This is a genomic window from Phyllobacterium trifolii, assembly GCF_014192095.1.
Taxonomy (GTDB): Bacteria; Pseudomonadota; Alphaproteobacteria; order Rhizobiales; family Rhizobiaceae; genus Phyllobacterium; species Phyllobacterium trifolii.
In genome coordinates, this window is sequence record NZ_JACHXN010000001.1 from 310,625 (window position 1) to 333,334 (window position 22,710).

Below are 22,710 nucleotides of genomic sequence, written 5' to 3' on the forward strand. Positions count from 1 at the left end.
CAATGGAACGGCCGGAAACAGAGCATATCGACCAGGATGCGAATCTCGACGCCTTGGCGAACTTTGTGGACTATTCAGGCATTAACCGCGATCGGGGCGGCAGGTGCCGTTTTGACGCCGACATCCTGTTCAGCAGCGACAGGACTGTTGACGAGCGCACGCGCGTCCATATCAGCTTTCGCGACGATGACGTTTCAGTGGTGCGCTTTACGGAGAAAGGTGAGTTGAACCCTGTCAATGTACATACGGAATTCAGACTTGCGTCATCCGTTTTCCGGTTTGAAGATGAAGAGCTGCAGATTTTCGGATCGTCACCGAAAGTTGGCCAATACAAGGTCCGTATTCGGCCATTGTAGAATTATTTCGGACTGGAGAACTACCGAATGACCGCTTCGTTTGCAGAAACCAAGCTGCTTCTGTTCCGGAGACTCAAATACATACTGCGCCGCCCAAAGCCTCCTGTGCTGGCCATTCCCTTTGCCGGACCAGTCTTGATTGTCGGCTCGGCTCCGGTTTCTCATAAGCCCATCGATTTTGACGAAACATTTCGTGTGATCACCATCAATGGTTCCCAGGCAGTGACCCGGAAATGGGGCATAGAAGTGCCCGACGTCACGCTCATGCAATACAGGCAGCTCGATGGCACGAACACGAACGCCGTCGAGGTTCGCCGCGTGCTCAAGGGAGAGCGCACAGGCATGCTTTACGTGCTGTTGTGGCGCAAGGGACTGGCGAGCCTGAACGAGCACCTCAACGCGTTTGACTATCACTATGACAGGGTTCAGATCGTCAACCGCTACGAGCGCATTGCGCTGGTGGAAAAAATCTGCGGGCTGAAGGTGCTTGAAGTGGATGCAATCTCCAAATGTTCGAACGGGGTGATCGCGGTACTCTTCGCGCTATTGAACGGCGCTACAGCCGTCATCATCAGCGGAATCAACCCGCAGTCGACGGGACATGTCTATAACCAGGAAAATTTGTCCCGCCTCCACGTCGAGATGGACAGCGAAATATTGTTGACGCTGCTGCGTCAGGGATATCCCGTTTATACGGCGGACCCCGAAGTAGCGAAGTCGATAGGATTACCGCTCTGGGAGGGCAAAGCGTCGATCAATTCCGCACCTGTCTCGCATTACCGCGGAACATAAGCGCTGACGATCCGTTATAGCCCTGTAATGAACAGGAGCTTCAAAATGGCAATGTTTTCCAGAAATGCAGATGATATCCAGGGCGACGTCGAGGCGCAGATCGCGGCCTTGCGCAAAGAGATTTCCAAGATTTCGGCCAGTCTTTCCGATTTGGGATCTGAACGATTTGACGAGATGAAGCGTTCCGCATCAAGGCAGGCTCGTTACGCTGCCGATACCGCCAAGGAGAATCCTGTGGCGACGGTCGCGATCATTGCGGCTGCAGCTTTGCTACTCGGGCTTTTCTCGCGCCGTTGATACAAGGATGACTTACCATGGACGACATGACCGAAGCTATGCAGGGCGAGACGGACAAGGAGAGACTACGCAGTGAGATCGCCGATTTGAAGCGCGATCTGGCGGCGATCACCAAAACCCTATCCGACCGCGGTATCGAATTCATCGATAATCTGTCGGATGACGACGAAAGCTCGACTTTCAATGAAATCAAGGAACGCGGGGCGCGCGCTGCAAGTGCTCTGGGTCATCGGGCTCAAAAAATTGCCAATACCCCAACACAAAATTCGGTGTCTACGCTGATGATCATCGCTGGCCTCGGCGTGATTATCGGGATGCTGGCTCGCTAGAAAAAAAATTATTTTTTGCGGAACCTTTGCGACGCATCTGCGTTTCTACAAAACTGGTCCCCCAACCAGCTAGGCTGCAACCCCACAGCCAACCCCGAGTCCCAGCTTCTGCTCCGGTAGAAGCTGGGCTTTTTTTTAGGACTATATGAATTCAGCGGACCTGATCAAGCAGACGCTTGCATTCAAGCAGATCAAACAGCGTTTCCTGAAGAAGTGTACGATTGTCTTTGGAGAGCCGTTTGCCATCGGCAGCAACCGGCCCCTCGTCGTCCCCCTTGATCAATCCGAAGAGACGTCTGCCTTGGGGCGCGGATTTCGACGTTCCCATGACGGCAGCTTCCTCGTCGGCGTCGACGCGATCCTGCTCGGCGGCAAGCGCTTCTTCCTGACGGGCCGAGGCCTGTTTTTGCTGGCTGATCGCTTCGGCTGCTGCAGTATCGCCGCTGCCGAGCGCTATGATGAATTGGGTACCGTTTTCCCGGAGAAGCCGTTGCACGCCCTTGATCGTATAGCCCTGATCATAGAGCAGATGGCGAATCCCCTTCAGCAGATCCACGTCCAGAGGGCGGTAATAACGACGGCCGCCGCCGCGTTTCATCGGTTTGATGTGCGTGAAGCGTGTTTCCCAGAAGCGCAGGACGTGCTGGGGCAGATCGAGATCTTCTGCAACTTCGCTGATGGTTCTAAATGCGTCGGGACTCTTGTCCATGATTTCACCCTCTCAGGAGAAATTCTGATTCGACCTCTATTTCAGCGGTTTATCGACCATTTTTCAAGCGCGGCGCTAAACTACACCACAGCAATCTTGCATCCGGAGCGTGCAGAACGCAAATTCAGCCATGTTCAGGCTGTTTTTTTCTTGCGCGTCTGGTGCGAGCGCAAAATTCGCTGCTTCAGCACGTTCGACGCCTTGAACGTCATTACCCGGCGCGGCAGGATTGGAACCTCTTCACCCGTCTTGGGATTGCGGCCGATGCGTTCGTTTTTATCTCGTACCTGGAACGTGGCGAAAGACGACAATTTGACGGTCTCGCCACGAACAATTGCGTCACACACTTCGTCGAGAATTGTCTCGACAAGCGAAGCTGATTCAGTTCGTGAAAGCCCTACCTTGCGATAGACCGCTTCAGCCAGATCAGCGCGCGTAATGGTCTTACCCCCCATACGATCTCAAAGCTCTCGTTTGTTGCAAAACTACCAGGTGACAGCGGAAGTTACAGAATGAAACCGGATCGGGCAAGCACGTTGAGAAAGTTCGTGAACTAATTCAATGCTTAACCTGCCTGCTACCACCGTAGCAGAACTGCACCCCACGTAAACCCCCCACCCATGGCTTCGAGTAGGACGAGATCGCCTTGCTTGATCCGGCCGTCGGCCACAGCGGCCGCAAGAGCTAAGGGTACTGAAGCAGCTGAGGTATTTCCGTGTTGGTCGACAGTGATGACGACCTTCCCGGCAGGCAGGTCGAGCTTCTTCGCGGTAGCGTCGATGATGCGCTTGTTGGCTTGGTGCGGGACGAACCAATCAATGTCCGCGGCAGTAATTCCTGCCTCGGAAAACGCCGCTTCGATCACATCGGTGACCATGCCGACGGCATGCTTGAACACCTCCCGACCTTCCATCCGCAGATACCCCACCGTCTGCGTCGTGGATGGTCCACCATCTACGTATAGTTTCTGTTTGTGCGACCCATCGGAACGCAGATTGGCGGTGAGGACGCCTCGATCCGAGGTCAGACCACGGCCCTCACCCGCTTCCAGAACAACAGCACCCGCACCATCACCGAACAACACGCATGTCGTGCGGTCTTTCCAGTCGAGGATACGGGAAAACGTCTCCGATCCGATGACCAGAACACGTTTGGCCATGCCGCCGCGAATATAAAGATCGGCGGTGGTCATCGCATAGACGAAGCCGGAGCACACCGCCTGCATGTCGAATGCAAAGCCGTGCGTCATGCCAAGGCGCGCCTGAATATCGACCGCGGACGCTGGAAATGTGTTGTCCGGCGTCGAAGTAGCCAGGATGATCAGATCGATATCGTCCGGCGTGAGACCGGCATTGTCCAGCGCGGCCCGTGCTGCTGCCTCGCCGAGCGAAGCCGTCGTCTCACCCTCACCAGCGATATAACGCTGGCGGATACCCGTGCGCTGGACGATCCATTCGTCGCTCGTCTCGACAATGCCTTCCAGATCAGCATTCTTGACCAGGCGTGCCGGCTTGGCCGCCCCTATACCTTTAACAACTGATCTGATCATTTAACTTCCTGTTGTATTTCGACTTCTGTGTCGTTGTCGGCTTCGTCCTTGAAGGCGACGCCGACCGGACCCTTGTGGAAATGCGTGAGATCCGCAGCGATCTTGTCGAGGAGCTTGTTGTGAGCCATGTCATAACCAACATCGATGGCGGAGGCAAAGCCCAGTGCGTCGGTGCCACCATGGCTCTTGATGACGACACCATTAAGGCCAAGGAACACGCCGCCATTGGTCTTGCGCGGGTCAAGCTTCTCGCGCAGACGGTTGAACGCGCCCCTGGCGAAAATATAGCCAATCTTCGCCATCAGTGTGCGGTTCATGGCCTCGCGCAGATATTGCGCATATTGCTTGGCCGTGCCTTCTGCCGCCTTGAGCGCGATATTCCCGGTGAACCCTTCCGTCACAACGACATCCACCGTGCCCTTGCCGATGTCGTCACCCTCGACGAAGCCGTAATATTCGAGGCTGGGCAACGGAATTTCGCGCAGGATACGCGCCGCGTCCTTGACGTCATCCTGCCCCTTGATCTCTTCCACGCCGACATTCAGAAGGCCAATCGTGGGGCGCTCGATGTCAAAAAGGGAGCGCGCCATGGCGGCTCCCATCACAGCGTAGTCCACGAGTTGCTGCGCATCGGCACCGATCGTCGCGCCTATGTCGAGTACAATGCTTTCACCGCGCAAAGTCGGCCATATGCCAGCGATGGCGGGCCGCTCGACATTTGCCATCGTACGCAGGCAGAACTTCGACATCGCCATGAGAGCGCCGGTATTGCCGGCGGAAACGCAGACATCTGCCTCGCCCGTCTTTACGGCCTCGATAGAACGCCACATGGATGATTTCCAGCGGCCGTTGCGCAAAGCCTGGCTCGGCTTCTCGTCCATACGCACGGACACATCGCAATGGTGGAACGTCGAGGCGTTGGACAATGCCTGATGTTTTGCCAGATGCGGCTGGACCTCTTCTTCTCGTCCAAAAATCACGAACCTGATATCAGGATGGCGCTCCAGCGCCGTTGCCATGCCGGGAATGACGATCGATGGACCGAAATCACCGCCCATGGCATCAATGGAAATTCTGATCACTCTCGATTGTCCTGTCCTGTTCAGTACGGATGCGCCTATCCGGGCGGCATTACTTATGCCGAGGACATACCACCAATCAAGTGTTCTGTTTCCAATCCTTCAGACCAGCGAACGGATTGGCAGGTTTTTCCGCCTCGTCCGCTTCGCCAAAACGCGCCACGACCGGTGGCGCATCCTCGATTTCGGGCTTGCGTGGATAGGGATCGATCGCAAGTTCAAAAAACTCCTCGGCGATAGCGCCTGCATCGAGCCTGTCGCCGGAAAACGTCTCCGGTGCATCGGGCCCCTCGGCGTCGATGATGAGTTCGCCATTCTCATCAAGCGGCAAACGGGCAAGCCGAGAATTTTCCGGCACGAAAAGCGTGTCGATCTCCGCATTGACGGTCGCATCGATCGGCTCCAGAGTTACGATACATGACTGGACGATCTCTGCTTTGATGGTACCCAGAACGCGAATGCCGTCCTTTTTCCAAGGCACGATCTGCAGATCGGCCTTGAACGATTTGACATCCTCCAATTCGTGAAAGTCGCGCAGTGCATCGCGCTCACGTTGATCGGCATCGATCTTTATCGTGACCCCTTTTTGCGGCAGGCGGTTGATGGAAACAGGAAAGCTTAAGGCTCCATCGGTTTTTCTTGTCGTCATCTTGCTTCCCCCTTTCAATTCCGCGGTGTTTCAAGAGCGCCCGCGTCAGGAAATATCACTTTCCCGCTTGCGAGTACTTCGTCAGGCTGGCTCTCCAGCAACCGGACCGCCCGTCCTACATAATCTGCCAGCGCAGCTGCGCCTGACCAGCTATCGCTGTCAGGCCGAATATTGCGCGCAAGCGCGGCAACCAAGGCCGGGTGATCGTTGGCTTCAAGCGCCTTGTCGTAGGATTCGATACGGCCGTAAAACATCCGCGCCAGTTTCTTCATGCGCTTGGGTACACCCGAATCCCCTATGCCGAGCTCGCGCAAGGAATGATCGACATCCCTGAAAAATTCGTCCGTCACTTCCTGGCCGATTGCTTTCAGTGCCGGGCTTCTGCCCTTGATACGCCTGACAAACAGATAAACATGCAAAGAGAGCATTTCATACCGGCCAAGCGGCGAATCCGGTACATCCAGGTCCGAATAAAAGTATGGCTGCCGCGCCGCTGCCACGATCGCATCGTAGAGGGCAATGGTAATCGCCTCATTTGCTTTGGCCTTGCGGCTGAATAGACTGAGAATCATGTAGTTAGGCCCTAACTTGAGTCTCCCATGCATCACGAGTCGCGTGTTGCATCGGACTTCAAGGTGGTTTACCGAAGTTCTGCGGGCAGCGAAAGACTTGCGCCCAGTTTGAAATGGAGATGTCGTTGCTGCAGCGGATTTTCAAGACCGGTTGTTCAAGGGAATACCTTCTCGCCGGAACCTTTTTATTGGCTACGGGGCTCGCTGGCTGCAATACTGCCAACCTCAATCCATCAGAGACACTGACACAGGGCTATGTCATTGACGACAAGGCGCTGGAGTTCGTTCCTGTAGGCTCCAGCCGTGAGCAGGTGATCCTGTCGCTGGGCAGTCCGTCAACGACAGCGACATTCGACAATGAGGTTTTCTACTACATCTCGCAAAAAGCTCATCGCAGCGTCGCCTTCATGCAGCCCAAGGTCACGGAACGCCGCATTCTGGCCGTCTATTTCGACAAGGACAGCAAAGTTTCCAGCGTCTCCAATTATGGATTGCAGGATGGCAAGGTATTCGACTTCATTTCCCGCACCACGCCGACAGGCGGCAAGGATCTCTCCTTCCTCGGCCAGTTGCTGCAAGGTGTCGGCAAGACCCCGTCAATGCCCTCTGCCTCAGGCACGCCCACCGGAGGCGCTCCGGATAACCCTTAAAAAACAAAACCCGCGAAACATGTTTCGCGGGTTTTTTTGTTGGGCGAGTATCAGCAATCAGTGCGCAAGCACGGCCAAAAGCAGCAAGGCAACGATATTGGTGATCTTGATCGCCGGATTGACAGCGGGACCCGCCGTGTCCTTGTAAGGATCGCCAACGGTATCGCCCGTTACCGACGCCTTGTGCGCTTCCGAACCCTTCATGTGGCGCGTTCCATCCTTGTCGACGAAGCCGTCTTCGAAGGATTTCTTTGCGTTGTCCCAGGCACCACCGCCTGACGTCATCGAAATGGCGACGAATATGCCATTGATGATAACGCCCAGGAGCGAAGCACCGAGAGCAGCGAAGGCAGAAGCCTTTGAGCCCGAAATCAACAGCACGCCGAAATACACGACAAGCGGTGCCAGCACAGGCAGGAGCGAAGGAACAACCATTTCCTTAATCGCAGCGCGGGTGAGAATGTCCACTGCCCTCGCATAGTCCGGCCGTTCCGTGCCCTGCATGATGCCTGGCTTTTCGCGGAACTGGCGGCGCACTTCCTCCACAACGGAGCCTGCTGCACGGCCAACTGCCGTCATCGCAATACCGCCGAAGAGATAAGGAATGAGGCCGCCGAAGATGAGACCAGCAACCACGTAGGGGTTGGACAGCTCAAAGTTGACGGCACCAATGCCTTTGAAGTAGGAAAACGCCGTCGCGCCGGCCTTATCGGCCTCCGCTATGAAGAACTTCAGGTCGTTCGAATAAGCGGCGAACAGCACCAATGCGCCGAGACCGGCAGAACCGATCGCATAGCCCTTGGTGACCGCCTTTGTCGTGTTACCCACCGCATCGAGCGCATCGGTAGACTTGCGCACTTCCGGATCGAGACCCGCCATTTCGGCAATACCGCCGGCATTGTCAGTGACAGGTCCGAAGGCGTCGAGCGCCACGATCATACCGGCGATACCGAGCATCGCTGTGACTGCGATGCCAGTGCCGAACAAACCCGCGAGCTGATAGGTCCAGATGATGCCACCGACAATGACAAGAGCTGGCAAGGCGGTCGATTCGAGCGAGACCGCAAGTCCCTGGATCACGTTGGTTCCATGACCGGTAACCGAAGCCTGCGCGATTGAATTGACCGGGCGCTTATTGGTGCCAGTATAATACTCCGTGATGACCACGATCAGCGCCGTCACCACCAGACCGAGTATTCCGCAGAAAAACAGGTTCCTTCCGGTGATCAACTGACCATCGACTGTACCTATCTCACCCCAGCCGACCGTTGCGGAAGTTGCCGCCGCAAGGCCGAGGATCGACAGAAGCCCCGTCACGATCAGCCCCTTGTAGAGAGCACCCATGATGGAGTTATTTGCGCCAAGCTTAACGAAGAACGTGCCGGCGATAGAGGTGACGATGCACGCGCCGCAGATGGCCAATGGGTAGAGCATGACCGCACTGAGGACAGGCGTTGCGGCAAAAAAGATTGCACCGAGAACCATGGTTGCGACAATCGTCACCGCATAAGTCTCGAACAAATCGGCCGCCATGCCGGCGCAATCACCGACATTGTCGCCGACATTATCGGCGATCGTCGCAGGGTTGCGGGGGTCGTCCTCAGGGATGCCAGCCTCGACCTTGCCAACGAGATCACCACCAACGTCAGCACCCTTGGTAAAGATACCACCGCCGAGACGCGCGAAAATGGAAATGAGGGAGGCGCCGAAACCGAGTGAGACAAGCGCGTCGATCACAGTGCGATCGGCGGGCCCATAACCCATCGGTCCAGTCAGTATCCAGTAATAGACGGACACGCCGAGCAAGGCCAAACCCGCGACCAGCATGCCGGTAATCGCGCCCGACTTGAAAGCGATTTCAAGGCCCGCGGCAAGACTGCGAGATGCGGCCTGTGCCGTACGGACATTGGCACGGACAGAAACGTGCATGCCGATGAAACCGGCAAGCCCTGACAGCACTGCGCCAATCAGAAAGCCGATCGCAGCCGTTCCGGTAAGCAGAAACCAGACTGCAAGGAAGACGACGACGCCGACGATGGCGATCGTGGTGTACTGACGTGTGAGATATGCCTGTGCGCCTTCACGAATTGCACCGGCGATTTCTTGCATGCGCGCATTGCCCTGGTCCGCCGCGAGCACCGATTTGGTGGCTAGAAACGCGTAGACAATAGACAGCAGACCGCAGGCAATGACCAAAAACAGTATTGTCATGCCACTCCCTCAGATTTTGACCGGAAAAACCCCTCCCCGGGTCACGTTCGGTACGGCACACAAAGAAATCCGCCAGGCCGGCAGAAACGCGACCGTATGTGTAAGGAGTAGCGAAGCAAATGTGAAAACGTCAAGGTCTTTCGCATCTTAGCGAAACGCAAGACGAAAGTAGGGCTAGCCGCCGCACGGATGGCAGGCCAATGTTCAAGGCGGCGTAGTAGTTGTGTGAGACAATGCGTGGATGCAATTTATAACGAACGAGTCAAATTGTTTGCGACGTTCGTGAATAGCGTAGGCGTCGCGATTTTTGCAGTTGGTGGCGTAGCTCCGATGGTGTCGGCTCTATATGGTCCTACCGGACCGACATTGCTCTTGGCTTCTGTCAGCACCATTTGTATCGTAGTTGCAGGTATCATACACTACAGCGCAAGCACTTTCCTCAAGAGGATGAGGCCGTGACCACTCTGCAAATGCTCTCGTTTTTTATAATGCCCGTGGCAGGTTTAATTCTTGCAGGCGCTGTACTTTTCTATGATTGGAAGTACCCCCCCAAGCATCATCGCCCTCACGACTCAAAATAGAAAATTAGAATTCTCTTAACGCCGTGGGCCTTTAACGCCCTTGCTCTCACCGCGAAGTTCAAAAGCCAGTCGATCCAGAACAGCATTGACTAGCTTGGGTTCTTCTTCCGAATAAAACGCCTTGGCGATGTCGACATATTCCGACACGATGACAGCCGTTGGGACATCAGCCTTGTTCTTCAGTTCCCAGATGCCGGCGCGCAAGATCGCACGCAGCGTCGAATCAAGACGTGACAGCGGCCAGTCCTCGGTCAGAGCCTGACGGATCATTGGGTCCAGCGTAGTCTGATCGGCAACGACGCCTGAGACAATGGCGCGAAACCATTGCGGGTCGGCATCGAGATATTGCTTGCCATCCACTTCCTTGCCGAGACGGTGTTCCTCGTATTCTGCCACGACCTCAAGCACGCCTGTACCCGCTACATCCATCTGATAGAGGGCTTGAACTGCAGCCAGCCGAGCAACGCCACGTTTATTCGCGGTCTTCACGAGAGGGCTTTGCTCGTCTTTTGGAGAAGGCATCGATCAGGCTCCGAGCTTGTCCTTGAGGGCAATCATGGTCAGTGCAGCGCGTGCCGCAAAGCCACCCTTGTCCTTGTCTTCACGCCGTGCGCGCACCCATGCCTGCTCTTCATTTTCGACAGTCAGGATGCCGTTACCGATGGCAATGCTTTCCTCGACAGCAAGGTCCATCAGCGCGCGGCAGGATTCATTGGCGACGATATCAAAATGATATGTCTCGCCGCGGATGACCGTGCCCAGCGCTACATAACCATCATACTCGGTCCCGCCATCCTCCGCACCATCAAGCGCAAAGGAAATGACAGCTGGCACCTCAAGTGCGCCGGGAACGGTAACGACATCATAGGTGGCATTGGCTTCATCGAGGGCCAATTTTGCACCATTTAGCAAGGCATCCGACAAATCTTCATAGAATCGCGCTTCCACGATCAACAGATGTGGCGCGTGCGTCTTTTTTTTCGACATGATAGCTCCGAAGGGAATAAATCCACCCCGATGGTCATCTGAAGCGATCGTCTGCGCTCCGGTGCTCATGAACCCAAAAGTTCACTGCGCTCCGGTTCTCGAAAACCGCATCAGCTAACCTGTCAAGGTGAATTTCAAAAGGTCTCTTTAGTTGTTGGTTCAGGTCCTAGGCTGATTTCGGATATTCTGCAAGCCGTGCAGCGTATCGCGCCATCTGATCTATTTCGATATTGACCTTGTCGCCAACCTTGCGATCGCCCCAAGTGGTCACTTCCAGCGAATGACGAATGAGGAGAACATCGAACTCGTTGCCATTGACACCGTTGACCGTGAGCGACGTACCATCCAGCGCGACGGAACCCTTCTGTGCGATGAACCGTGCAAGTTGCCCGGGCACACGCAGTGTGAAACGAACGGCATCGCCCTCGTCCTCACGCTTGATGATTTCCGCCATCGCGTCGATATGGCCGGATACGAGATGGCCGCCCATCTCGTCACCGAGTTTCAGCGAGCGCTCGAGATTGATGCGTGTTCCGGTCTTCCAGCCGGAAATGGTGGTAAGCCGCAGCGCTTCTTCCCAGGCTTCGGCCTCAAACCAGCGCGCATTGGAGCCTCTTTCGGGAAGGGTTGTTACGGTGAGGCAAACGCCGGAGCATGAAATGGATGCACCGATCTCGATCGTTTCCGGGTCGTAATTGGTCTCGACACGCAGCAGCACGCCTTCATTGAGCGGCTTCACCTGACCTATCCTGCCAATATCCGTTACAATTCCCGTAAACATCCGCGATTCCCTAGAGAGGTCTGACATATTCGCTGTAGCGATCTTCACCGAAGCGATATTCATGTGACAGGTTGAAACCACGAGCCATATGGGAGCGCAGTGCAGGCACTACAACCCCGCCTTCACTACCAATTGCAGACAGACCTTCGAACAGGGCCAGACGATCCACCAGATCTTCCTGCAGCAACGAGCCGGCGACGGTCGCACCACCTTCAACCATCAGGGTTGCCATGCCCTGTGCCGCAAGATCGTCCAGCAGCTCCGGCAGTGCGGTCGCACCGCAATCGGTTTCGGTCGCTAGGATGCGGCAACCAGCGGCTTCCAATGCTTGCCGTTTGGCTGAATCAGCTTCTGCATTGGCGGCGATCCAAACCGGAACAGTGCCAGCAGTTCTGACCAGAGAGCTATCAAGCGGTAAACGAAGCCGGCTATCGAGCACGATGCGGGTAGGAGAACGGGCCTCCAGGCCCGGCAAGCGACAGGTCAGCAGGGGATCATCGGTAAGAACCGTTCCGATACCGACGAGGATCGCATCGGACTCGGCGCGCATGAGGTGAACCTGCGCGCGCGATACCGGACCGGTGATCGCAACCTGCCCATGCCCCTTGTCGCCGATGAAGCCGTCGCTCGAAAGCGCAAGCTTTAGAGTTACTTCCGGGCGCTTTTTGGAAGATCGAATCAGGTAACCGGCGAGATAATCGGCGGCTTCTGCCCGAAGCACGTTTTCCTCGACTTCGATGCCGGCAGTGCGCAGGATGGCATAGCCCTTACCAGCCACACGTTCATCGGGATCGCTTGCGGCCGAAACCACCCGGATGACACCAGCCGTGACCAGTGCATTGGCGCAAGGGGGAGTCCTGCCGTGGTGGGCACACGGCTCCAATGTAACGTAGGCTGTGGCGCCTCGGGCTTTCTCGCCAGCTTCGAGCAGAGCCTGTGTTTCCGCATGCGGGCGTCCGCCTATGGCGGTAACTCCGCGCCCCACAATCACGCCGTCCTTGACGATCAATGTTGCGACGGAGGGATTTGTTCCAGTCAGCCCCTGATGGGTGCGTGACAAGCGAATGGCCGCTGCCATGTAGCGGTGATCAAGAACAGAAGCTGCCATCGGATTCATTCATCCTTGACAGGTTCGGCTGCTATGTCACCGGCGGTAATCTCATCGATAACATCGTGAAAGTCCTTGGCTTCGCGGAAATTGCGATAGACCGAAGCAAAGCGGATATAGGCAATGTCGTCGATGCCCTTCAGCGCGTCCATCACCAGCCGGCCAATCTCATCGGAGCTGACCTCCGGCTCGCCAGAGCTTTCCAGCTGGCGAACGATACCGGATACGGCGCGTTCCACTCGCTCGGGATCGACCTGCCGCTTGCGCAATGCGATTTCAACCGAACGCATCAGCTTGTCGCGGTCGAAAGCAACCTTGCGGCCGCTTTTCTTGACGACGGAAAGGTCACGCAGTTGCACGCGTTCGAAGGTGGTGAAACGTCCGCCGCAATCGGGACAGACGCGCCGACGCCTGATTACGGCACCATCTTCCGCAGGGCGGGAATCTTTCACCTGAGTATCTTCGGACTGGCAATAGGGACAACGCATCGATGAGCTCTCTGAACACGATTCTAAAATCGCTGCAAAGATAATGTCTTTCGGTGCGAGATTAAAGCGTTCCTGCGATACGAACTGTCAACCAATAGACGTAGGAGAACAATCTCCCCGCTGCCGGGGAGATTGTTGCCACCGTATTATCCAAGGTATGGATAGAGCGGGAAGCGGTCCGTCAGCGTAACGACCTTCTGCTGAACCGCTTTTTCAACGGCAGCATTCCCCTCGTCGGAATTGGCCACCTTGAGGCCGTCCAGAACTTCCGAAATCAGATTGCCGATTTCGGTGAATTCTGCCGCACCGAAACCACGTGTCGTTCCGGCCGGTGTGCCGAGGCGAACGCCGGACGTAACAAAAGGCTTCTCCGGATCGAAAGGGATGCCGTTCTTGTTGCAGGTGATATTGGCCCGTCCGAGCGCTGCTTCGGCACGTTTGCCGGTTGCATTCTTCGGGCGCAAATCGACCAGCATCAGATGATTGTCGGTGCCGCCGGAGACGATATCGAGGCCGTTCTTCTTCAAAGTCTCGGCCAGCGTTTTCGCGTTGGCGGCGACATTCTGGGCATAGGTCTTGAATTCCGGCTTCAACGCTTCACCGAATGCAACGGCCTTTGCAGCGATGACATGCATGAGCGGGCCACCCTGAAGCCCGGGGAACACGGCCGAATTCATCTTCTTGGCGATCTCCGGGTCATTGCTGAGGATCATGCCACCGCGCGGACCGCGCAACGATTTGTGTGTCGTCGTGGTGACGACGTGCGCGTGCGGGACAGGAGACGGGTGCACGCCAGCAGCAACGAGACCAGCAATATGCGCCATATCGACCATAAGATAAGCGCCAACGCTATCTGCGATTTCGCGAAAACGCTTCCAATCCCAGATGCGTGAATAGGCGGTGCCGCCGGCAAGGATCAATTTTGGCCTGGTCTCATGCGCTTGTTTCTCGATCGCATCCATGTCGAGGAGGTGATCGTCCTGGCGTACGCCATAGGAGACGACCTTGAACCATTTGCCGGACATGTTCACGGGGGAGCCGTGGGTAAGGTGACCGCCTGAATTGAGATCGAGACCCATGAACGTATCGCCCGGCTGCAGGAGGGCCAGGAAAACCGCCTGGTTCATCTGGCTGCCGGAATTCGGCTGGACATTGGCAAATTCGCAGCCAAACAGCTGCTTGGCACGCTCGATCGCCAATTCTTCCGCGATATCAACGAACTGGCAGCCGCCATAGTAGCGCTTGCCCGGATAGCCCTCGGCATATTTGTTGGTCATGATCGAGCCCTGTGCTTCGAGCACCGCGCGCGACACGATGTTTTCCGATGCGATCAGCTCAATCTCATGGCGCTGACGGCCAAGTTCCTTGCGGATGGAGCTGAAAATCTCCGGATCGATTTCTTCGAGCGATGCGTTGAAAAATGTATCTGCATTCGACATGGTGACAGGACCCTCATTTGCCGGTGGGGAATTCATAGGTAATTGCGGCGCATTATCATACTTAAATACCCAAGGCCAATGGCCGGTACGCGAAAAGCAATAGCCCGAAACCGCCCTAACAAAAAGACCGCCCGAAGGCGGTCTGTTTGTTAGGCATGTGGGCTGCTGCTACCGATCAGGTGTTCGTTCCGATCGACAGGGCGGCCTGCCCGTCCATCTCGTAGATATCATCGCGCAGGTGGACGACACCGTCGCCTGTCGACCAAGCGCTCACATAAACAAAATGCAAAGGCACCGGATTGGTGACTGCAATCGGCGTATTGACGCCGGTCTTAATTGTCGCTTCCATCGTCTGGCGATCCCAGCCCGGCGTGTCGCGCAACAGCCAGACGTTCAGGTCGCGAACGTTCTGCACGCGCACGCAGCCCGAGGAGTCGAAGCGCATAAGCTTGTTGAAAATGCCCTGCTGCGGCGTGTCATGCATGTAAACCGCATATTGATTCGGGAAGTTGATCTTCGTCGAGGACATGGCGTTGATCTTGCCCGGATCCTGGCGGAACATCAGCTTGACAGCATCGTCAGTATTCCAATCGATGGTCTCCGGCGCAATTTCCTCGCGTGTCTGCTCGTTGAACAGCCGGATCTTGTTGCGCGTCAGATAGGTCGGATCCTTGCGCATCAGCGGAATGATATCCTTCTGGATAATCGACTTTGGCGCCGTCCAGTAAGGATTGAGGATGACTTCCTGAATCTTGGAGTCGAGAATTGGCGTCTGGCGATCAATCTTGCCGACGATGGCTGTGTGGCGTTGGGCGACACGGCCAGTTTCCACGGCTTCGATCTGCGCTGCCGGAATGTTGACCATGACATAGCGCGGGCCCTGGTCGTCGCTGGCGAGCTTACGCAGGCGCTCAAGGTTGGTGTGCAGCTGGCCAAGGCGAATATCGGCCGGCACATTCATTGCCGCGAGCGAATATTGCCCCATGACACCATCGGCCGGGAGACCGTGACGTGACTGGAAACGCTTCACTGCGGCGTCGACATACGTGTCGAAAGAATTTGACAAGCCGGCTGTTTCGGCAAGGTCACCGGAAATCATCAGGCGCTTGCGCATGGCGGGAACGGAAGGATCAACAACGCCGAGCTGCAACTTTACCGTCGGCTGCACTGTGGGCCAGCCGCCGCCGCTGACAATCTGATTGTATGTATTGATCGCGCTTTCGGTGAACGAAACCGTCTCCGGGCTTGCGATTGGCTGAAAACCCGCAACTTTTGCACGTGTCGTCGAGCGAGCGTCAAACTGGTCATCCCAGTTACCGCGACGCGGAGCGGCAAGAATTTCGCCAATATCCGTCTGCTGTGCAAAGGCCGATGTTGTTACCGCGGCAAGACCAGCAGTTGCCACGCCAGTTAAAAAGGCGCGGCGATCAAGTGCTGATGATCCAAATTTCTTCATATTTTGTCCAACCCAACTGGAAATCTGCCGTCAACCCGCCGCTTACCAAGAAAAACAGCTTCGGTCGCGAAAATTATCAGGAACACTCTTAACAAACAGCAACATTCACACTGATCGCGCAATTGTGATGGTTCAAATGCCGACCAGCCCTCCGGCTGTCTATGGAACTTCACTGAATATGTGTTGTGGCATTTCCACGGCAATATGGCGGATTAATGACTGCGGGACGAGGGTCCTGACCCCATCCCGCTCTTGGCCAGAGTCTGTCATGTCGTGGCGAGTGGTCCTTGGCAACGAAACCTATGACTGAACAGGCCGTCTCTCGCTAACGTCTCCCCGCTCCTCCATGCCCGCCATGACCTCCCGACCCACCAGAGCCACCGAACTCATGATGACCATAGCCACCATTGTCATGAAGACCGCGATGATCGCCGATAGCTCTATCGAAGTTCCCGTCATCCCAAAACGGGATACCACCAGGTTGGTCATACTGGTAAGAATACCGACCGCCATCAGTACACATGCACGCAGATAACGGTAAGCCAGATAGTCCTATCACAGCGATGATAACTACAGATTTGATAGACATCGCACATCTCCTGAACGAAGTTACTATGCGGCGCTCGGCGAAGGATCTCGGTAGTGGCAGCGCAGTTCATCCCGGACGAGAACCGGAATAAAAGCCGGCTCAGCCGTGAAGGTTTTCAGACCTCGTGGGGGAATCTTCTGCACCACGTTATCGGGGCACGATCGTGCGCCATTCCCGAAATGGGTACACAAACCGCTCTCTACAACTCAGTTTGTTGTGATCGATATGTGAGGAGCACGCACGAGGTAAATTTGTGGAGCGCGATGCTCTGCTGTGAGAATTCAATGGTTAATATCTGGAGACAGTCGCGTTTGACCCCGCACCATCTAACTCAAGCATGAAACTCCTTGGTTTTAAACAAACAAAGCCCGCCTTCGTTTTGCGCGAAGCCGGGCTTTTGCTGTGGATTGCATGGTCTTACATGCGGTAGGCGATAGAGTCGTTCCAGAAGCGGTCGAGGCGCTGGAGTGCCTTGTTCATCGACTGGAATTCTTCCGCCTTGATGCCGCCGACATGTTCGATCGATGCGACGTGACGTTCGTAGAGACCTGCGACCAGTTCCGCGACTTCCGTTCCCTTTTCGGTCAGGCTGACCCGGACCGAACGGCGGTCGGTGCGTGAACGCTCATGGGAGATGAAGCCGAGCTCGACGAGTTTCTTCAGATTGTAGGAAACATTCGAGCCTAGATAATAACCGCGGCTGCGTAGTTCGCCGGCAGTCAGTTCCGCATTGCCGATGTTGAAAAGCAGCAACGCCTGGATGGCATTGATGTCGCTGCGGCCATTGCGGTCGAACTCATCCTTGACCACATCAAGCAGACGACGATGTAACCGTTCGACCAACTGAAGTGCTTCAAGATATAGTGTACGCAATGCTGTATCACTTGGTGTTGAACGCTGGCTCTCACCAGACTTTCTCTGTGTGTTGTTCATAGTACCTGCCTCACTGTTGTTTCGGTGTATTTTTCTCACCGTTGAGGAGACACTATCGAATACGCATAAAATTCGACTTAAAACACAGACTTAACAGTGCGTTACCGCGAATGAATCAATTTCAATCTTAATGAAGACTTACCTGATGGGCTTTGCGTGCTGGCGCTTCTGCACGAAAAGCACAATCCGGAAGAGAATATAAAGTAGCGCCACGCAGCCATGGACGATGGCGATCTGCGGCCTGTAGAAAAAGTAATTGGAGAAAACCGTGAACATCAGCGTTTCGCCCAATGCGGCCACAAACCATATGACCGGGCCCCAGGAGACCATCATCCACAACCCGGTCGACGCCACGGGATAGAGCATGGCAAGCGAGACGGTCGCGACCTTCCATTGCCATGGCATCAGGTCGAAGCGCCAGAGCATGCCTTCATAGTAGCCGCTGAGCTGCGCCCAATAGCCGACGCCTGCGACGAGGCAATAAATGGAGACAAGTCGCAGGAACCACACGAAGCCGAGTTGGGCCATTGTCGCGTCGAATGGCAGATGAGTCGGCCTATCGCTCATGTATGTCTATTCATGTCAGTTGTAGTTCCCGCTCGCCCAGTGATGCGAAATAGGCATCGACCATTTCGGGCGTTATATCGTCAATTTTCGCGGGCTGCCACACGGGCATATTGTCCTTGTCCACAAGTAGCGCACGTATACCCTCATAAAAATCATGGTTCTCGAGCATGCGGCATAGAATGCGGTACTCCATCTGCATACATTGATCCATGTCGAGATCGCGGCCGTCTTCGATCTGCCGGAACGTCACATGCAGGCTCGTCGGCGAACGGGTCTTGATGAGATCGAGGAGCTTTTGCGCTTCCTCGCTGCTATTTACGCCGGCGGCAGCCAGGCGGATCACGCAACCGCCCAGTGTTTTCGAATCGAACAGCACGCCGATCATATCGCGGGTTTTTTCGGGCGTTTCATAGTCCGGATTGATGGTTTTGCCGCGCAGTGCCGTTTCGGGATTGCCGGTTCTGATCAGGCTGCGCCGCAGCTTCTCCTTGTTTTCCGCCTTGATGGCGTGGGTGGCAATGCCACTTTGAAGGCAATCGCCCTGGCGGATACGGTTGCCCGTCAGCGCAAGATAAGTGCCGAAATGTTCGGGAAGATGCGGAAGAAAGGCACTTCCTCCAACGTCGGGAAAAAAGCCGATGCCGACCTCCGGCATTGCGAACACGATATTTTCTGTGACGATCCGATAAGAGCCGTGGACGGAAATTCCAACGCCGCCACCCATGCAGATACCATCGATCAGCGAGATATAGGGCTTCGGAAAGTGCCTGATGTAGGCGTTGAGGCGGTACTCTTCGGCAAAGAATTCATAGAAGGGCCGACCGGACCGGCCGGCATGATAGACCGCGAGAATATCGCCGCCAGCGCAAAAGGCCCGCCCCTCGCCCTCGACAAGGACACAATGGACGTCGGAATCGGACGACCACGCGACAAGTGCACGATGCATCGCGCCGACCATGTTCCGCGTCAGGGCGTTCAAAGCCTTCGGCCGCGTCAGGCGAATGAGGCCAGCCTTGCCTCGGTGCTCGAATACGACTTCTCCCTCGCCGCCGAAATCGATCTCCATGCTCCCCTCCGAACCTTCGTAACAGAGGTTAGGAAACTCTGGCACACCGCGTCAATGGATCACATCTAAGGCCGGGCATCTTGGTCAACAGGACGTTCCCTGTTAAAACAATTCCAAACAACGAGGAAATGCCAACGTTCGGCTGAGCAATCATGAACAAACATCCAACGTTTCAAACACGTGCGGCAAGAACAGTCGATGAAATCACGCAAGGCCGCCGCTTGCGACGCATGCGCAAGGCGGATTGGTCGCGACGTCTGGTTCAGGAAAACCAGCTGACCGTCGATGATCTGATATGGCCGATTTTCCTGTGCGAGGGCACGAACCGGCGCGAGGACATCAACGCCATGCCGGGTGTTCAGCGTTTTTCCGTCGATATGGCGGTGCGTGAGGCGGAGCGCGCGGCCAAGCTCGGCATCCCCGCTATCGCCACGTTTGCCAATATCGACGCGGACCTGCGCGATGATGCAGGTTCCGGCATTCTCGATCCCGATAATCTCATCAACCGTGCAACGCGAGCGATCAAGAGCGCGGTGCCGGAAATTGGCATGATCACCGACGTTGCGCTCGATCCTTTCACGAGCCACGGCCATGATGGCATCCTGCGCGATGGTATCATCGTCAATGACGAGACTGTCGAGCAGATTACCCGAGGCGCCGTGCTGCAGGCAGCAGCGGGTGCCGATATCATCGCGCCGTCGGACATGATGGACGGACGTATTGGCGCTATCCGCGATGCGCTGGACCAGAACGGCTTTCAGGACGTGGCGATCATGGCCTATGCCACGAAATTCGCCTCGGCCTTCTATGGCCCTTACCGCGAGGCGATCGGAACGTCAGGGCGTTTGAAGGGTGACAAGAAGACCTATTATATCGACCCGGCAAACAGCGATGAGGCGGTACGCGAGGCCGAGCAAGATCTGGCCGAAGGCGCGGATTCGCTTATGGTCAAACCTGGCCTGCCCTATCTCGATATCATCCGACGGCTGAAAGACACCTTCGCCGTGCCGACCTTCGCCTATCAGGTGTCAGGCGAATATACGATGATCAAGGCTGCCGGCGCCAATGGCTGGATCGACGAGGAGCGGGTCATGATGGAAACGCTCCTTGCCTTCAAGCGGGCCGGCTGCGATGGCATCCTGACTTATTTTGCACCGACTGTGGCGGAACGTTTGAAAGCCGGTTATTGAAATCTTATTGATATTTTGTTCTCGAATTCCCAATTTCAACGCAAACGCCAATGTGTCCGTCTTGTGAAACAGGAAATGAAATGAACACGAAGACCCTTGATGGCGAAATTGTCACCAACCGCCTCGATGATTGGCGGCTGTATCAGGGTGTGCGCACGAGCCGCATCTTTGCGTTCTTGATCGACTATGTGATCGTTTTCTTCCTGTGCATTCCCGTTGCGATCCTCATTGCCATCATTGGTGTGGCGACGCTTGGTCTCGGCTGGATACTGTATGGCATCATGTTTCCTGTTGTTGCCCTTGCCTACGTCGCAACGACACTGGGCGGACCACGCCAGGCGACAAAAGGCATGCAGATGATGGGCCTGAAGCTGGAACGGCTTGACGGGCAGAAGGTCGATGGCTTGCTTGCGATCGTTCATACCGTCCTGTTCTGGGGGCTGAATGTGGTCCTGACGCCGCTCATTCTGCTGGCAACACTGTTTCTCGATCGCAAACGCACTGTCCACGACCTTTTGCTCGGCACAGTTGTCGTTCGCGCTTATAACTAATCTCAAGGGCTCCTGATCTGGAGCCCTTCTCCATTTGGCTTGGTAATATCATGAACTTACGCTCCTCCGCGTTCGCTTTTGCGGCGCTTATACTCTATGGCCTTGGCACCACGACCAGCATTGCAGCGTCACCTGCAGGACGTTTTTGCGGCGAGATGATCTCCAGCGGGGACTATCGTGATGTGGAGACCAATCTGAATGTCGCCAGAGATGGCCATCTCTCCGGCACCTATGAACTCGATGAGCCGGATGGCCGCGTCGAAGGCAACCTGATAGAGAAGGACCTTGGAAGTGGCACGTCTCGCGCCCTCGTCTGGACTGACAAATATGGGACCGGGCTTCTCTACCTCGATTTCTCCAGTGATTTTGACGGCTTCAACGGAAGCTGGGGCGGCTCGGTCAATGGCAAGTTCGATGCGCCCAGCCATTCATGGAATGGCGCGCGCTGCGGCGGCGGTTCGGTCAGATAACAGCTACTGAACCTAACTCGCCCAAGACATACACATCTGAATACAATATAATTGAATTGACGTTTCAGGCGGTCATAGGATTCTATAGGTGTTACGACCGTCTCAGGACCTTGGATGACCCATCAGCCGCAGCAATCACCGCAGTTCTTCCTGACAGCGCCTTCGCCCTGTCCTTACCTGGAGGGTCAGCTTGAGCGCAAGGTCTTCACGCATCTCGTAGGCGGTCGCGCCGCAGAACTCAATGAGCTGCTGACACAGGGCGGCTTTCGTCGCTCGCAAAACATCGCCTATCGCCCGGCCTGCGAGAACTGCAGAGCCTGCGTATCGGTACGTATCCTGGCGGGCGAGTTCAAGCAGGACAAGTCCATGCGCCGGGTCTGGAACCGCAACCGCGATTTGATTGGGAATATCCACCACGCCGAACCTTCTACCGAACAATATTCGCTGTTCCGGCATTATCTCGATGCGCGCCACAACAAGGGTGGTATGTCGGAAATGACGGTGCTCGACTATGCGATGATGGTCGAGGATACGCATGTGCCGACACAAATCATCGAATACAGGCGGCGCGGACCGGATTCCTTCATTACCAAAAAGGGCGAAGGCGAACTCATCGCTGTCGCCCTGACGGACGTGATGGGGGATGGGCTGTCGATGGTCTATTCTTTCTTTAACCCGGAGCATGCAACCCGCTCACTCGGCACATTCATGATCCTCGATCATATAGAGCGCGCCGCGGCTGCCGGTTTGCCGCATGTCTATCTCGGCTATTGGGTCGAGGGCTCGCGCAAGATGCAATATAAAATCCGTTACAAACCGCAGGAACATCTCGGCACAAAAGGCTGGGAACGCCAGGATTAGATCGCCTCGATGAGCTTTGTACCAGCCAATTTTGTGCCCCCAGTCGGACTTGATGGGCAAGGCTTCCGGCTCGAGCCCCTCGGGCCGCAGCACAATCTGTCGGATCACCAGGCGTGGTCCTCGAGCATTCCCCACATCCTTGCAACGCCGGGTTTCAGCGACTGGCCGCCACTGCAAGGCATGAGTCTCGAAGCCAATCTTGGCGATCTCGAAGAGCACGCTCGCGATTTCACCAACCGCACCGGCTTTACCTATACGGTGCTGGAAGGTTCGCAGGTGATCGGCTGCGTCTACATCTATCCCTCAAAGCAAGACCCGGCGATAACGGTTGTGAAGTCATGGGTCACCGCCGACCGCGCGCATCTCGACACTCCGCTGTACGAGGCGGTTTCCGTCTGGCTCAAAACATCCTGGCCATTCGAGCACGTCCTGTATCGCTGAACTTCGGTT

The 22,710-nt window shown here is 55.8% G+C and carries 27 protein-coding genes; 10 read left to right on the plus strand and 17 right to left on the minus strand.

Features of this window, described 5'->3' with window-relative positions; translation table 11 throughout:
- Nucleotides 1–2: 2 nt before the first annotated feature.
- Genes FHS21_RS01575 through FHS21_RS01590 form a run of 4 tightly spaced genes read left to right on the plus strand, consistent with a single transcriptional unit; the run spans nucleotide 3 to nucleotide 1,774 of the window.
- The gene (locus FHS21_RS01575; RefSeq protein ID WP_183660829.1) at nucleotides 3–356 is read left to right on the plus strand and encodes a hypothetical protein; all 354 of its coding nucleotides are present in this window, start codon (nucleotides 3–5) and stop codon (nucleotides 354–356) included.
- 27 nt (nucleotides 357–383) lie between these two features.
- Entirely contained in the window at nucleotides 384–1,148 is a 765-nt protein-coding gene (locus FHS21_RS01580; protein ID WP_183660831.1) for a membrane-anchored protein, read from the plus strand.
- A 45-nt stretch (nucleotides 1,149–1,193) separates the two neighbouring features.
- Nucleotides 1,194–1,445 carry a hypothetical protein gene (locus FHS21_RS01585; RefSeq protein ID WP_112551317.1) on the plus strand — a complete coding sequence of 84 codons (252 nt, stop codon included), beginning with the start codon at nucleotides 1,194–1,196 and terminating at the stop codon, nucleotides 1,443–1,445.
- Between the two features lie 17 nt (nucleotides 1,446–1,462).
- Nucleotides 1,463–1,774, plus strand: a complete 312-nt coding sequence (locus FHS21_RS01590) for a hypothetical protein (RefSeq protein WP_183660833.1) — start codon at nucleotides 1,463–1,465, stop codon at nucleotides 1,772–1,774.
- Nucleotides 1,775–1,925: 151 nt separating this feature from the next.
- Here the strand turns inward: FHS21_RS01590 and FHS21_RS01595 are convergent, their stop codons facing one another.
- The 6 genes from FHS21_RS01595 to FHS21_RS01620 all read right to left on the minus strand — a co-directional run bounded on the left by FHS21_RS01595 (nucleotide 1,926) and on the right by FHS21_RS01620 (nucleotide 6,332).
- Nucleotides 1,926–2,483, minus strand: a complete 558-nt coding sequence (locus tag FHS21_RS01595) for a MerR family transcriptional regulator (protein WP_112530843.1) — start codon at nucleotides 2,481–2,483, stop codon at nucleotides 1,926–1,928.
- A gap of 134 nt (nucleotides 2,484–2,617) precedes the next feature.
- Entirely contained in the window at nucleotides 2,618–2,938 is a 321-nt protein-coding gene (locus FHS21_RS01600) for an integration host factor subunit alpha (protein WP_106716952.1), read from the minus strand.
- Nucleotides 2,939–3,060: 122 nt separating this feature from the next.
- Nucleotides 3,061–4,032 carry a beta-ketoacyl-ACP synthase III gene (locus FHS21_RS01605; RefSeq protein WP_112551315.1) on the minus strand — a complete coding sequence of 324 codons (972 nt, stop codon included), beginning with the start codon at nucleotides 4,030–4,032 and terminating at the stop codon, nucleotides 3,061–3,063.
- A complete protein-coding gene (gene plsX, locus FHS21_RS01610) occupies nucleotides 4,029–5,114 on the minus strand; it encodes a phosphate acyltransferase PlsX (protein ID WP_183660835.1) in 1,086 nt (361 codons plus the stop codon). Before plsX ends, FHS21_RS01605 begins: the two co-directional genes overlap by 4 nt.
- Before the next feature lie 76 nt (nucleotides 5,115–5,190).
- Nucleotides 5,191–5,760 (minus strand): YceD family protein, encoded by a 570-nt coding sequence (locus tag FHS21_RS01615; RefSeq protein WP_183660837.1) that lies wholly within the window; start codon nucleotides 5,758–5,760, stop codon nucleotides 5,191–5,193.
- Between the two features lie 14 nt (nucleotides 5,761–5,774).
- The gene (locus FHS21_RS01620) at nucleotides 5,775–6,332 is read right to left on the minus strand and encodes a ubiquinol-cytochrome C chaperone family protein (RefSeq protein ID WP_183660839.1); all 558 of its coding nucleotides are present in this window, start codon (nucleotides 6,330–6,332) and stop codon (nucleotides 5,775–5,777) included.
- A 125-nt stretch (nucleotides 6,333–6,457) separates the two neighbouring features.
- On the opposite strand from FHS21_RS01620, the gene FHS21_RS01625 reads away from it, so the two are divergent.
- On the plus strand, nucleotides 6,458–6,982 hold the full coding sequence (locus FHS21_RS01625) for an outer membrane protein assembly factor BamE (RefSeq protein ID WP_376772051.1): 525 nt from the start codon (nucleotides 6,458–6,460) through the stop codon (nucleotides 6,980–6,982).
- Between the two features lie 57 nt (nucleotides 6,983–7,039).
- Here the strand turns inward: FHS21_RS01625 and FHS21_RS01630 are convergent, their stop codons facing one another.
- The 11 genes from FHS21_RS01630 to FHS21_RS01680 form a co-directional block, all read right to left on the minus strand.
- The gene (locus tag FHS21_RS01630) at nucleotides 7,040–9,193 is read right to left on the minus strand and encodes a sodium-translocating pyrophosphatase (protein WP_112551310.1); all 2,154 of its coding nucleotides are present in this window, start codon (nucleotides 9,191–9,193) and stop codon (nucleotides 7,040–7,042) included.
- A gap of 596 nt (nucleotides 9,194–9,789) precedes the next feature.
- Complete coding sequence (gene nusB / locus FHS21_RS01635; protein ID WP_112530836.1) at nucleotides 9,790–10,296, minus strand: transcription antitermination factor NusB; 507 nt, start codon at nucleotides 10,294–10,296, stop codon at nucleotides 9,790–9,792.
- A gap of 3 nt (nucleotides 10,297–10,299) precedes the next feature.
- Nucleotides 10,300–10,761, minus strand: a complete 462-nt coding sequence (locus tag FHS21_RS01640; protein ID WP_112530968.1) for a 6,7-dimethyl-8-ribityllumazine synthase — start codon at nucleotides 10,759–10,761, stop codon at nucleotides 10,300–10,302.
- 166 nt (nucleotides 10,762–10,927) lie between these two features.
- Nucleotides 10,928–11,542, minus strand: coding sequence for a riboflavin synthase (locus FHS21_RS01645; RefSeq protein ID WP_112551309.1), 615 nt, complete (start codon nucleotides 11,540–11,542; stop codon nucleotides 10,928–10,930).
- A gap of 10 nt (nucleotides 11,543–11,552) precedes the next feature.
- The gene (gene ribD / locus FHS21_RS01650; RefSeq protein WP_376772052.1) at nucleotides 11,553–12,659 is read right to left on the minus strand and encodes a bifunctional diaminohydroxyphosphoribosylaminopyrimidine deaminase/5-amino-6-(5-phosphoribosylamino)uracil reductase RibD; all 1,107 of its coding nucleotides are present in this window, start codon (nucleotides 12,657–12,659) and stop codon (nucleotides 11,553–11,555) included.
- Entirely contained in the window at nucleotides 12,656–13,138 is a 483-nt protein-coding gene (nrdR, locus tag FHS21_RS01655) for a transcriptional regulator NrdR (protein WP_112551308.1), read from the minus strand. The genes ribD and nrdR overlap by 4 nt, the downstream gene beginning before the upstream one ends.
- Before the next feature lie 146 nt (nucleotides 13,139–13,284).
- A complete protein-coding gene (gene glyA / locus FHS21_RS01660; protein WP_112551307.1) occupies nucleotides 13,285–14,577 on the minus strand; it encodes a serine hydroxymethyltransferase in 1,293 nt (430 codons plus the stop codon).
- Nucleotides 14,578–14,752: 175 nt separating this feature from the next.
- The gene (locus tag FHS21_RS01665; RefSeq protein WP_112551306.1) at nucleotides 14,753–16,033 is read right to left on the minus strand and encodes a L,D-transpeptidase family protein; all 1,281 of its coding nucleotides are present in this window, start codon (nucleotides 16,031–16,033) and stop codon (nucleotides 14,753–14,755) included.
- Nucleotides 16,034–17,039: 1,006 nt separating this feature from the next.
- A complete protein-coding gene (ldtR, locus tag FHS21_RS01670; protein ID WP_112530830.1) occupies nucleotides 17,040–17,555 on the minus strand; it encodes a transcriptional regulator LdtR in 516 nt (171 codons plus the stop codon).
- A 138-nt stretch (nucleotides 17,556–17,693) separates the two neighbouring features.
- Nucleotides 17,694–18,122 carry a DUF6163 family protein gene (locus tag FHS21_RS01675; RefSeq protein ID WP_112530829.1) on the minus strand — a complete coding sequence of 143 codons (429 nt, stop codon included), beginning with the start codon at nucleotides 18,120–18,122 and terminating at the stop codon, nucleotides 17,694–17,696.
- 10 nt (nucleotides 18,123–18,132) lie between these two features.
- Nucleotides 18,133–19,188, minus strand: a complete 1,056-nt coding sequence (locus FHS21_RS01680) for an enoyl-CoA hydratase/isomerase family protein (protein ID WP_183660843.1) — start codon at nucleotides 19,186–19,188, stop codon at nucleotides 18,133–18,135.
- A 152-nt stretch (nucleotides 19,189–19,340) separates the two neighbouring features.
- On the opposite strand from FHS21_RS01680, the gene hemB reads away from it, so the two are divergent.
- The 5 genes from hemB (at nucleotide 19,341) to FHS21_RS01705 (ending at nucleotide 22,701) form a co-directional block, all read left to right on the plus strand.
- Nucleotides 19,341–20,378: a porphobilinogen synthase gene (gene hemB, locus FHS21_RS01685; RefSeq protein ID WP_112530827.1), complete on the plus strand. Its 1,038-nt coding sequence runs from the start codon at nucleotides 19,341–19,343 to the stop codon at nucleotides 20,376–20,378.
- Nucleotides 20,379–20,458: 80 nt separating this feature from the next.
- The gene (locus FHS21_RS01690) at nucleotides 20,459–20,929 is read left to right on the plus strand and encodes an RDD family protein (RefSeq protein WP_112551305.1); all 471 of its coding nucleotides are present in this window, start codon (nucleotides 20,459–20,461) and stop codon (nucleotides 20,927–20,929) included.
- 50 nt (nucleotides 20,930–20,979) lie between these two features.
- Entirely contained in the window at nucleotides 20,980–21,399 is a 420-nt protein-coding gene (locus tag FHS21_RS01695) for a hypothetical protein (RefSeq protein ID WP_183660845.1), read from the plus strand.
- Between the two features lie 114 nt (nucleotides 21,400–21,513).
- Nucleotides 21,514–22,260, plus strand: a complete 747-nt coding sequence (locus tag FHS21_RS01700; protein WP_112530824.1) for an arginyltransferase — start codon at nucleotides 21,514–21,516, stop codon at nucleotides 22,258–22,260.
- 9 nt (nucleotides 22,261–22,269) lie between these two features.
- The gene (locus FHS21_RS01705; RefSeq protein WP_210283296.1) at nucleotides 22,270–22,701 is read left to right on the plus strand and encodes a hypothetical protein; all 432 of its coding nucleotides are present in this window, start codon (nucleotides 22,270–22,272) and stop codon (nucleotides 22,699–22,701) included.
- The last annotated feature ends 9 nt before the right edge of the window (nucleotides 22,702–22,710 follow it).

What these genes read in the sequence shown, in the direction of transcription:
- FHS21_RS01575 (WP_183660829.1), top strand. Translation starts at nt 3, where the DNA reads ATGGAACGGCCGGAAACAGAGCATATCGACCAGGATGCGAATCTCGAC.
- FHS21_RS01580 (WP_183660831.1), top strand. Translation starts at nt 384, where the DNA reads ATGACCGCTTCGTTTGCAGAAACCAAGCTGCTTCTGTTCCGGAGACTC.
- FHS21_RS01585 (WP_112551317.1), top strand. Translation starts at nt 1,194, where the DNA reads ATGGCAATGTTTTCCAGAAATGCAGATGATATCCAGGGCGACGTCGAG.
- FHS21_RS01590 (WP_183660833.1), top strand. Translation starts at nt 1,463, where the DNA reads ATGGACGACATGACCGAAGCTATGCAGGGCGAGACGGACAAGGAGAGA.
- FHS21_RS01595 (WP_112530843.1), bottom strand. Translation starts at nt 2,483, where the DNA reads ATGGACAAGAGTCCCGACGCATTTAGAACCATCAGCGAAGTTGCAGAA.
- FHS21_RS01600 (WP_106716952.1), bottom strand. Translation starts at nt 2,938, where the DNA reads ATGGGGGGTAAGACCATTACGCGCGCTGATCTGGCTGAAGCGGTCTAT.
- FHS21_RS01605 (WP_112551315.1), bottom strand. Translation starts at nt 4,032, where the DNA reads ATGATCAGATCAGTTGTTAAAGGTATAGGGGCGGCCAAGCCGGCACGC.
- FHS21_RS01615 (WP_183660837.1), bottom strand. Translation starts at nt 5,760, where the DNA reads ATGACGACAAGAAAAACCGATGGAGCCTTAAGCTTTCCTGTTTCCATC.
- FHS21_RS01620 (WP_183660839.1), bottom strand. Translation starts at nt 6,332, where the DNA reads ATGATTCTCAGTCTATTCAGCCGCAAGGCCAAAGCAAATGAGGCGATT.
- FHS21_RS01630 (WP_112551310.1), bottom strand. Translation starts at nt 9,193, where the DNA reads ATGACAATACTGTTTTTGGTCATTGCCTGCGGTCTGCTGTCTATTGTC.
- nusB (WP_112530836.1), bottom strand. Translation starts at nt 10,296, where the DNA reads ATGCCTTCTCCAAAAGACGAGCAAAGCCCTCTCGTGAAGACCGCGAAT.
- FHS21_RS01640 (WP_112530968.1), bottom strand. Translation starts at nt 10,761, where the DNA reads ATGTCGAAAAAAAAGACGCACGCGCCACATCTGTTGATCGTGGAAGCG.
- FHS21_RS01645 (WP_112551309.1), bottom strand. Translation starts at nt 11,542, where the DNA reads ATGTTTACGGGAATTGTAACGGATATTGGCAGGATAGGTCAGGTGAAG.
- ribD (WP_376772052.1), bottom strand. Translation starts at nt 12,659, where the DNA reads ATGAATCCGATGGCAGCTTCTGTTCTTGATCACCGCTACATGGCAGCG.
- nrdR (WP_112551308.1), bottom strand. Translation starts at nt 13,138, where the DNA reads ATGCGTTGTCCCTATTGCCAGTCCGAAGATACTCAGGTGAAAGATTCC.
- glyA (WP_112551307.1), bottom strand. Translation starts at nt 14,577, where the DNA reads ATGTCGAATGCAGATACATTTTTCAACGCATCGCTCGAAGAAATCGAT.
- FHS21_RS01665 (WP_112551306.1), bottom strand. Translation starts at nt 16,033, where the DNA reads ATGAAGAAATTTGGATCATCAGCACTTGATCGCCGCGCCTTTTTAACT.
- ldtR (WP_112530830.1), bottom strand. Translation starts at nt 17,555, where the DNA reads ATGAACAACACACAGAGAAAGTCTGGTGAGAGCCAGCGTTCAACACCA.
- FHS21_RS01675 (WP_112530829.1), bottom strand. Translation starts at nt 18,122, where the DNA reads ATGAGCGATAGGCCGACTCATCTGCCATTCGACGCGACAATGGCCCAA.
- FHS21_RS01680 (WP_183660843.1), bottom strand. Translation starts at nt 19,188, where the DNA reads ATGGAGATCGATTTCGGCGGCGAGGGAGAAGTCGTATTCGAGCACCGA.
- hemB (WP_112530827.1), top strand. Translation starts at nt 19,341, where the DNA reads ATGAACAAACATCCAACGTTTCAAACACGTGCGGCAAGAACAGTCGAT.
- FHS21_RS01690 (WP_112551305.1), top strand. Translation starts at nt 20,459, where the DNA reads ATGAACACGAAGACCCTTGATGGCGAAATTGTCACCAACCGCCTCGAT.
- FHS21_RS01695 (WP_183660845.1), top strand. Translation starts at nt 20,980, where the DNA reads ATGAACTTACGCTCCTCCGCGTTCGCTTTTGCGGCGCTTATACTCTAT.
- FHS21_RS01700 (WP_112530824.1), top strand. Translation starts at nt 21,514, where the DNA reads ATGACCCATCAGCCGCAGCAATCACCGCAGTTCTTCCTGACAGCGCCT.
- FHS21_RS01705 (WP_210283296.1), top strand. Translation starts at nt 22,270, where the DNA reads ATGAGCTTTGTACCAGCCAATTTTGTGCCCCCAGTCGGACTTGATGGG.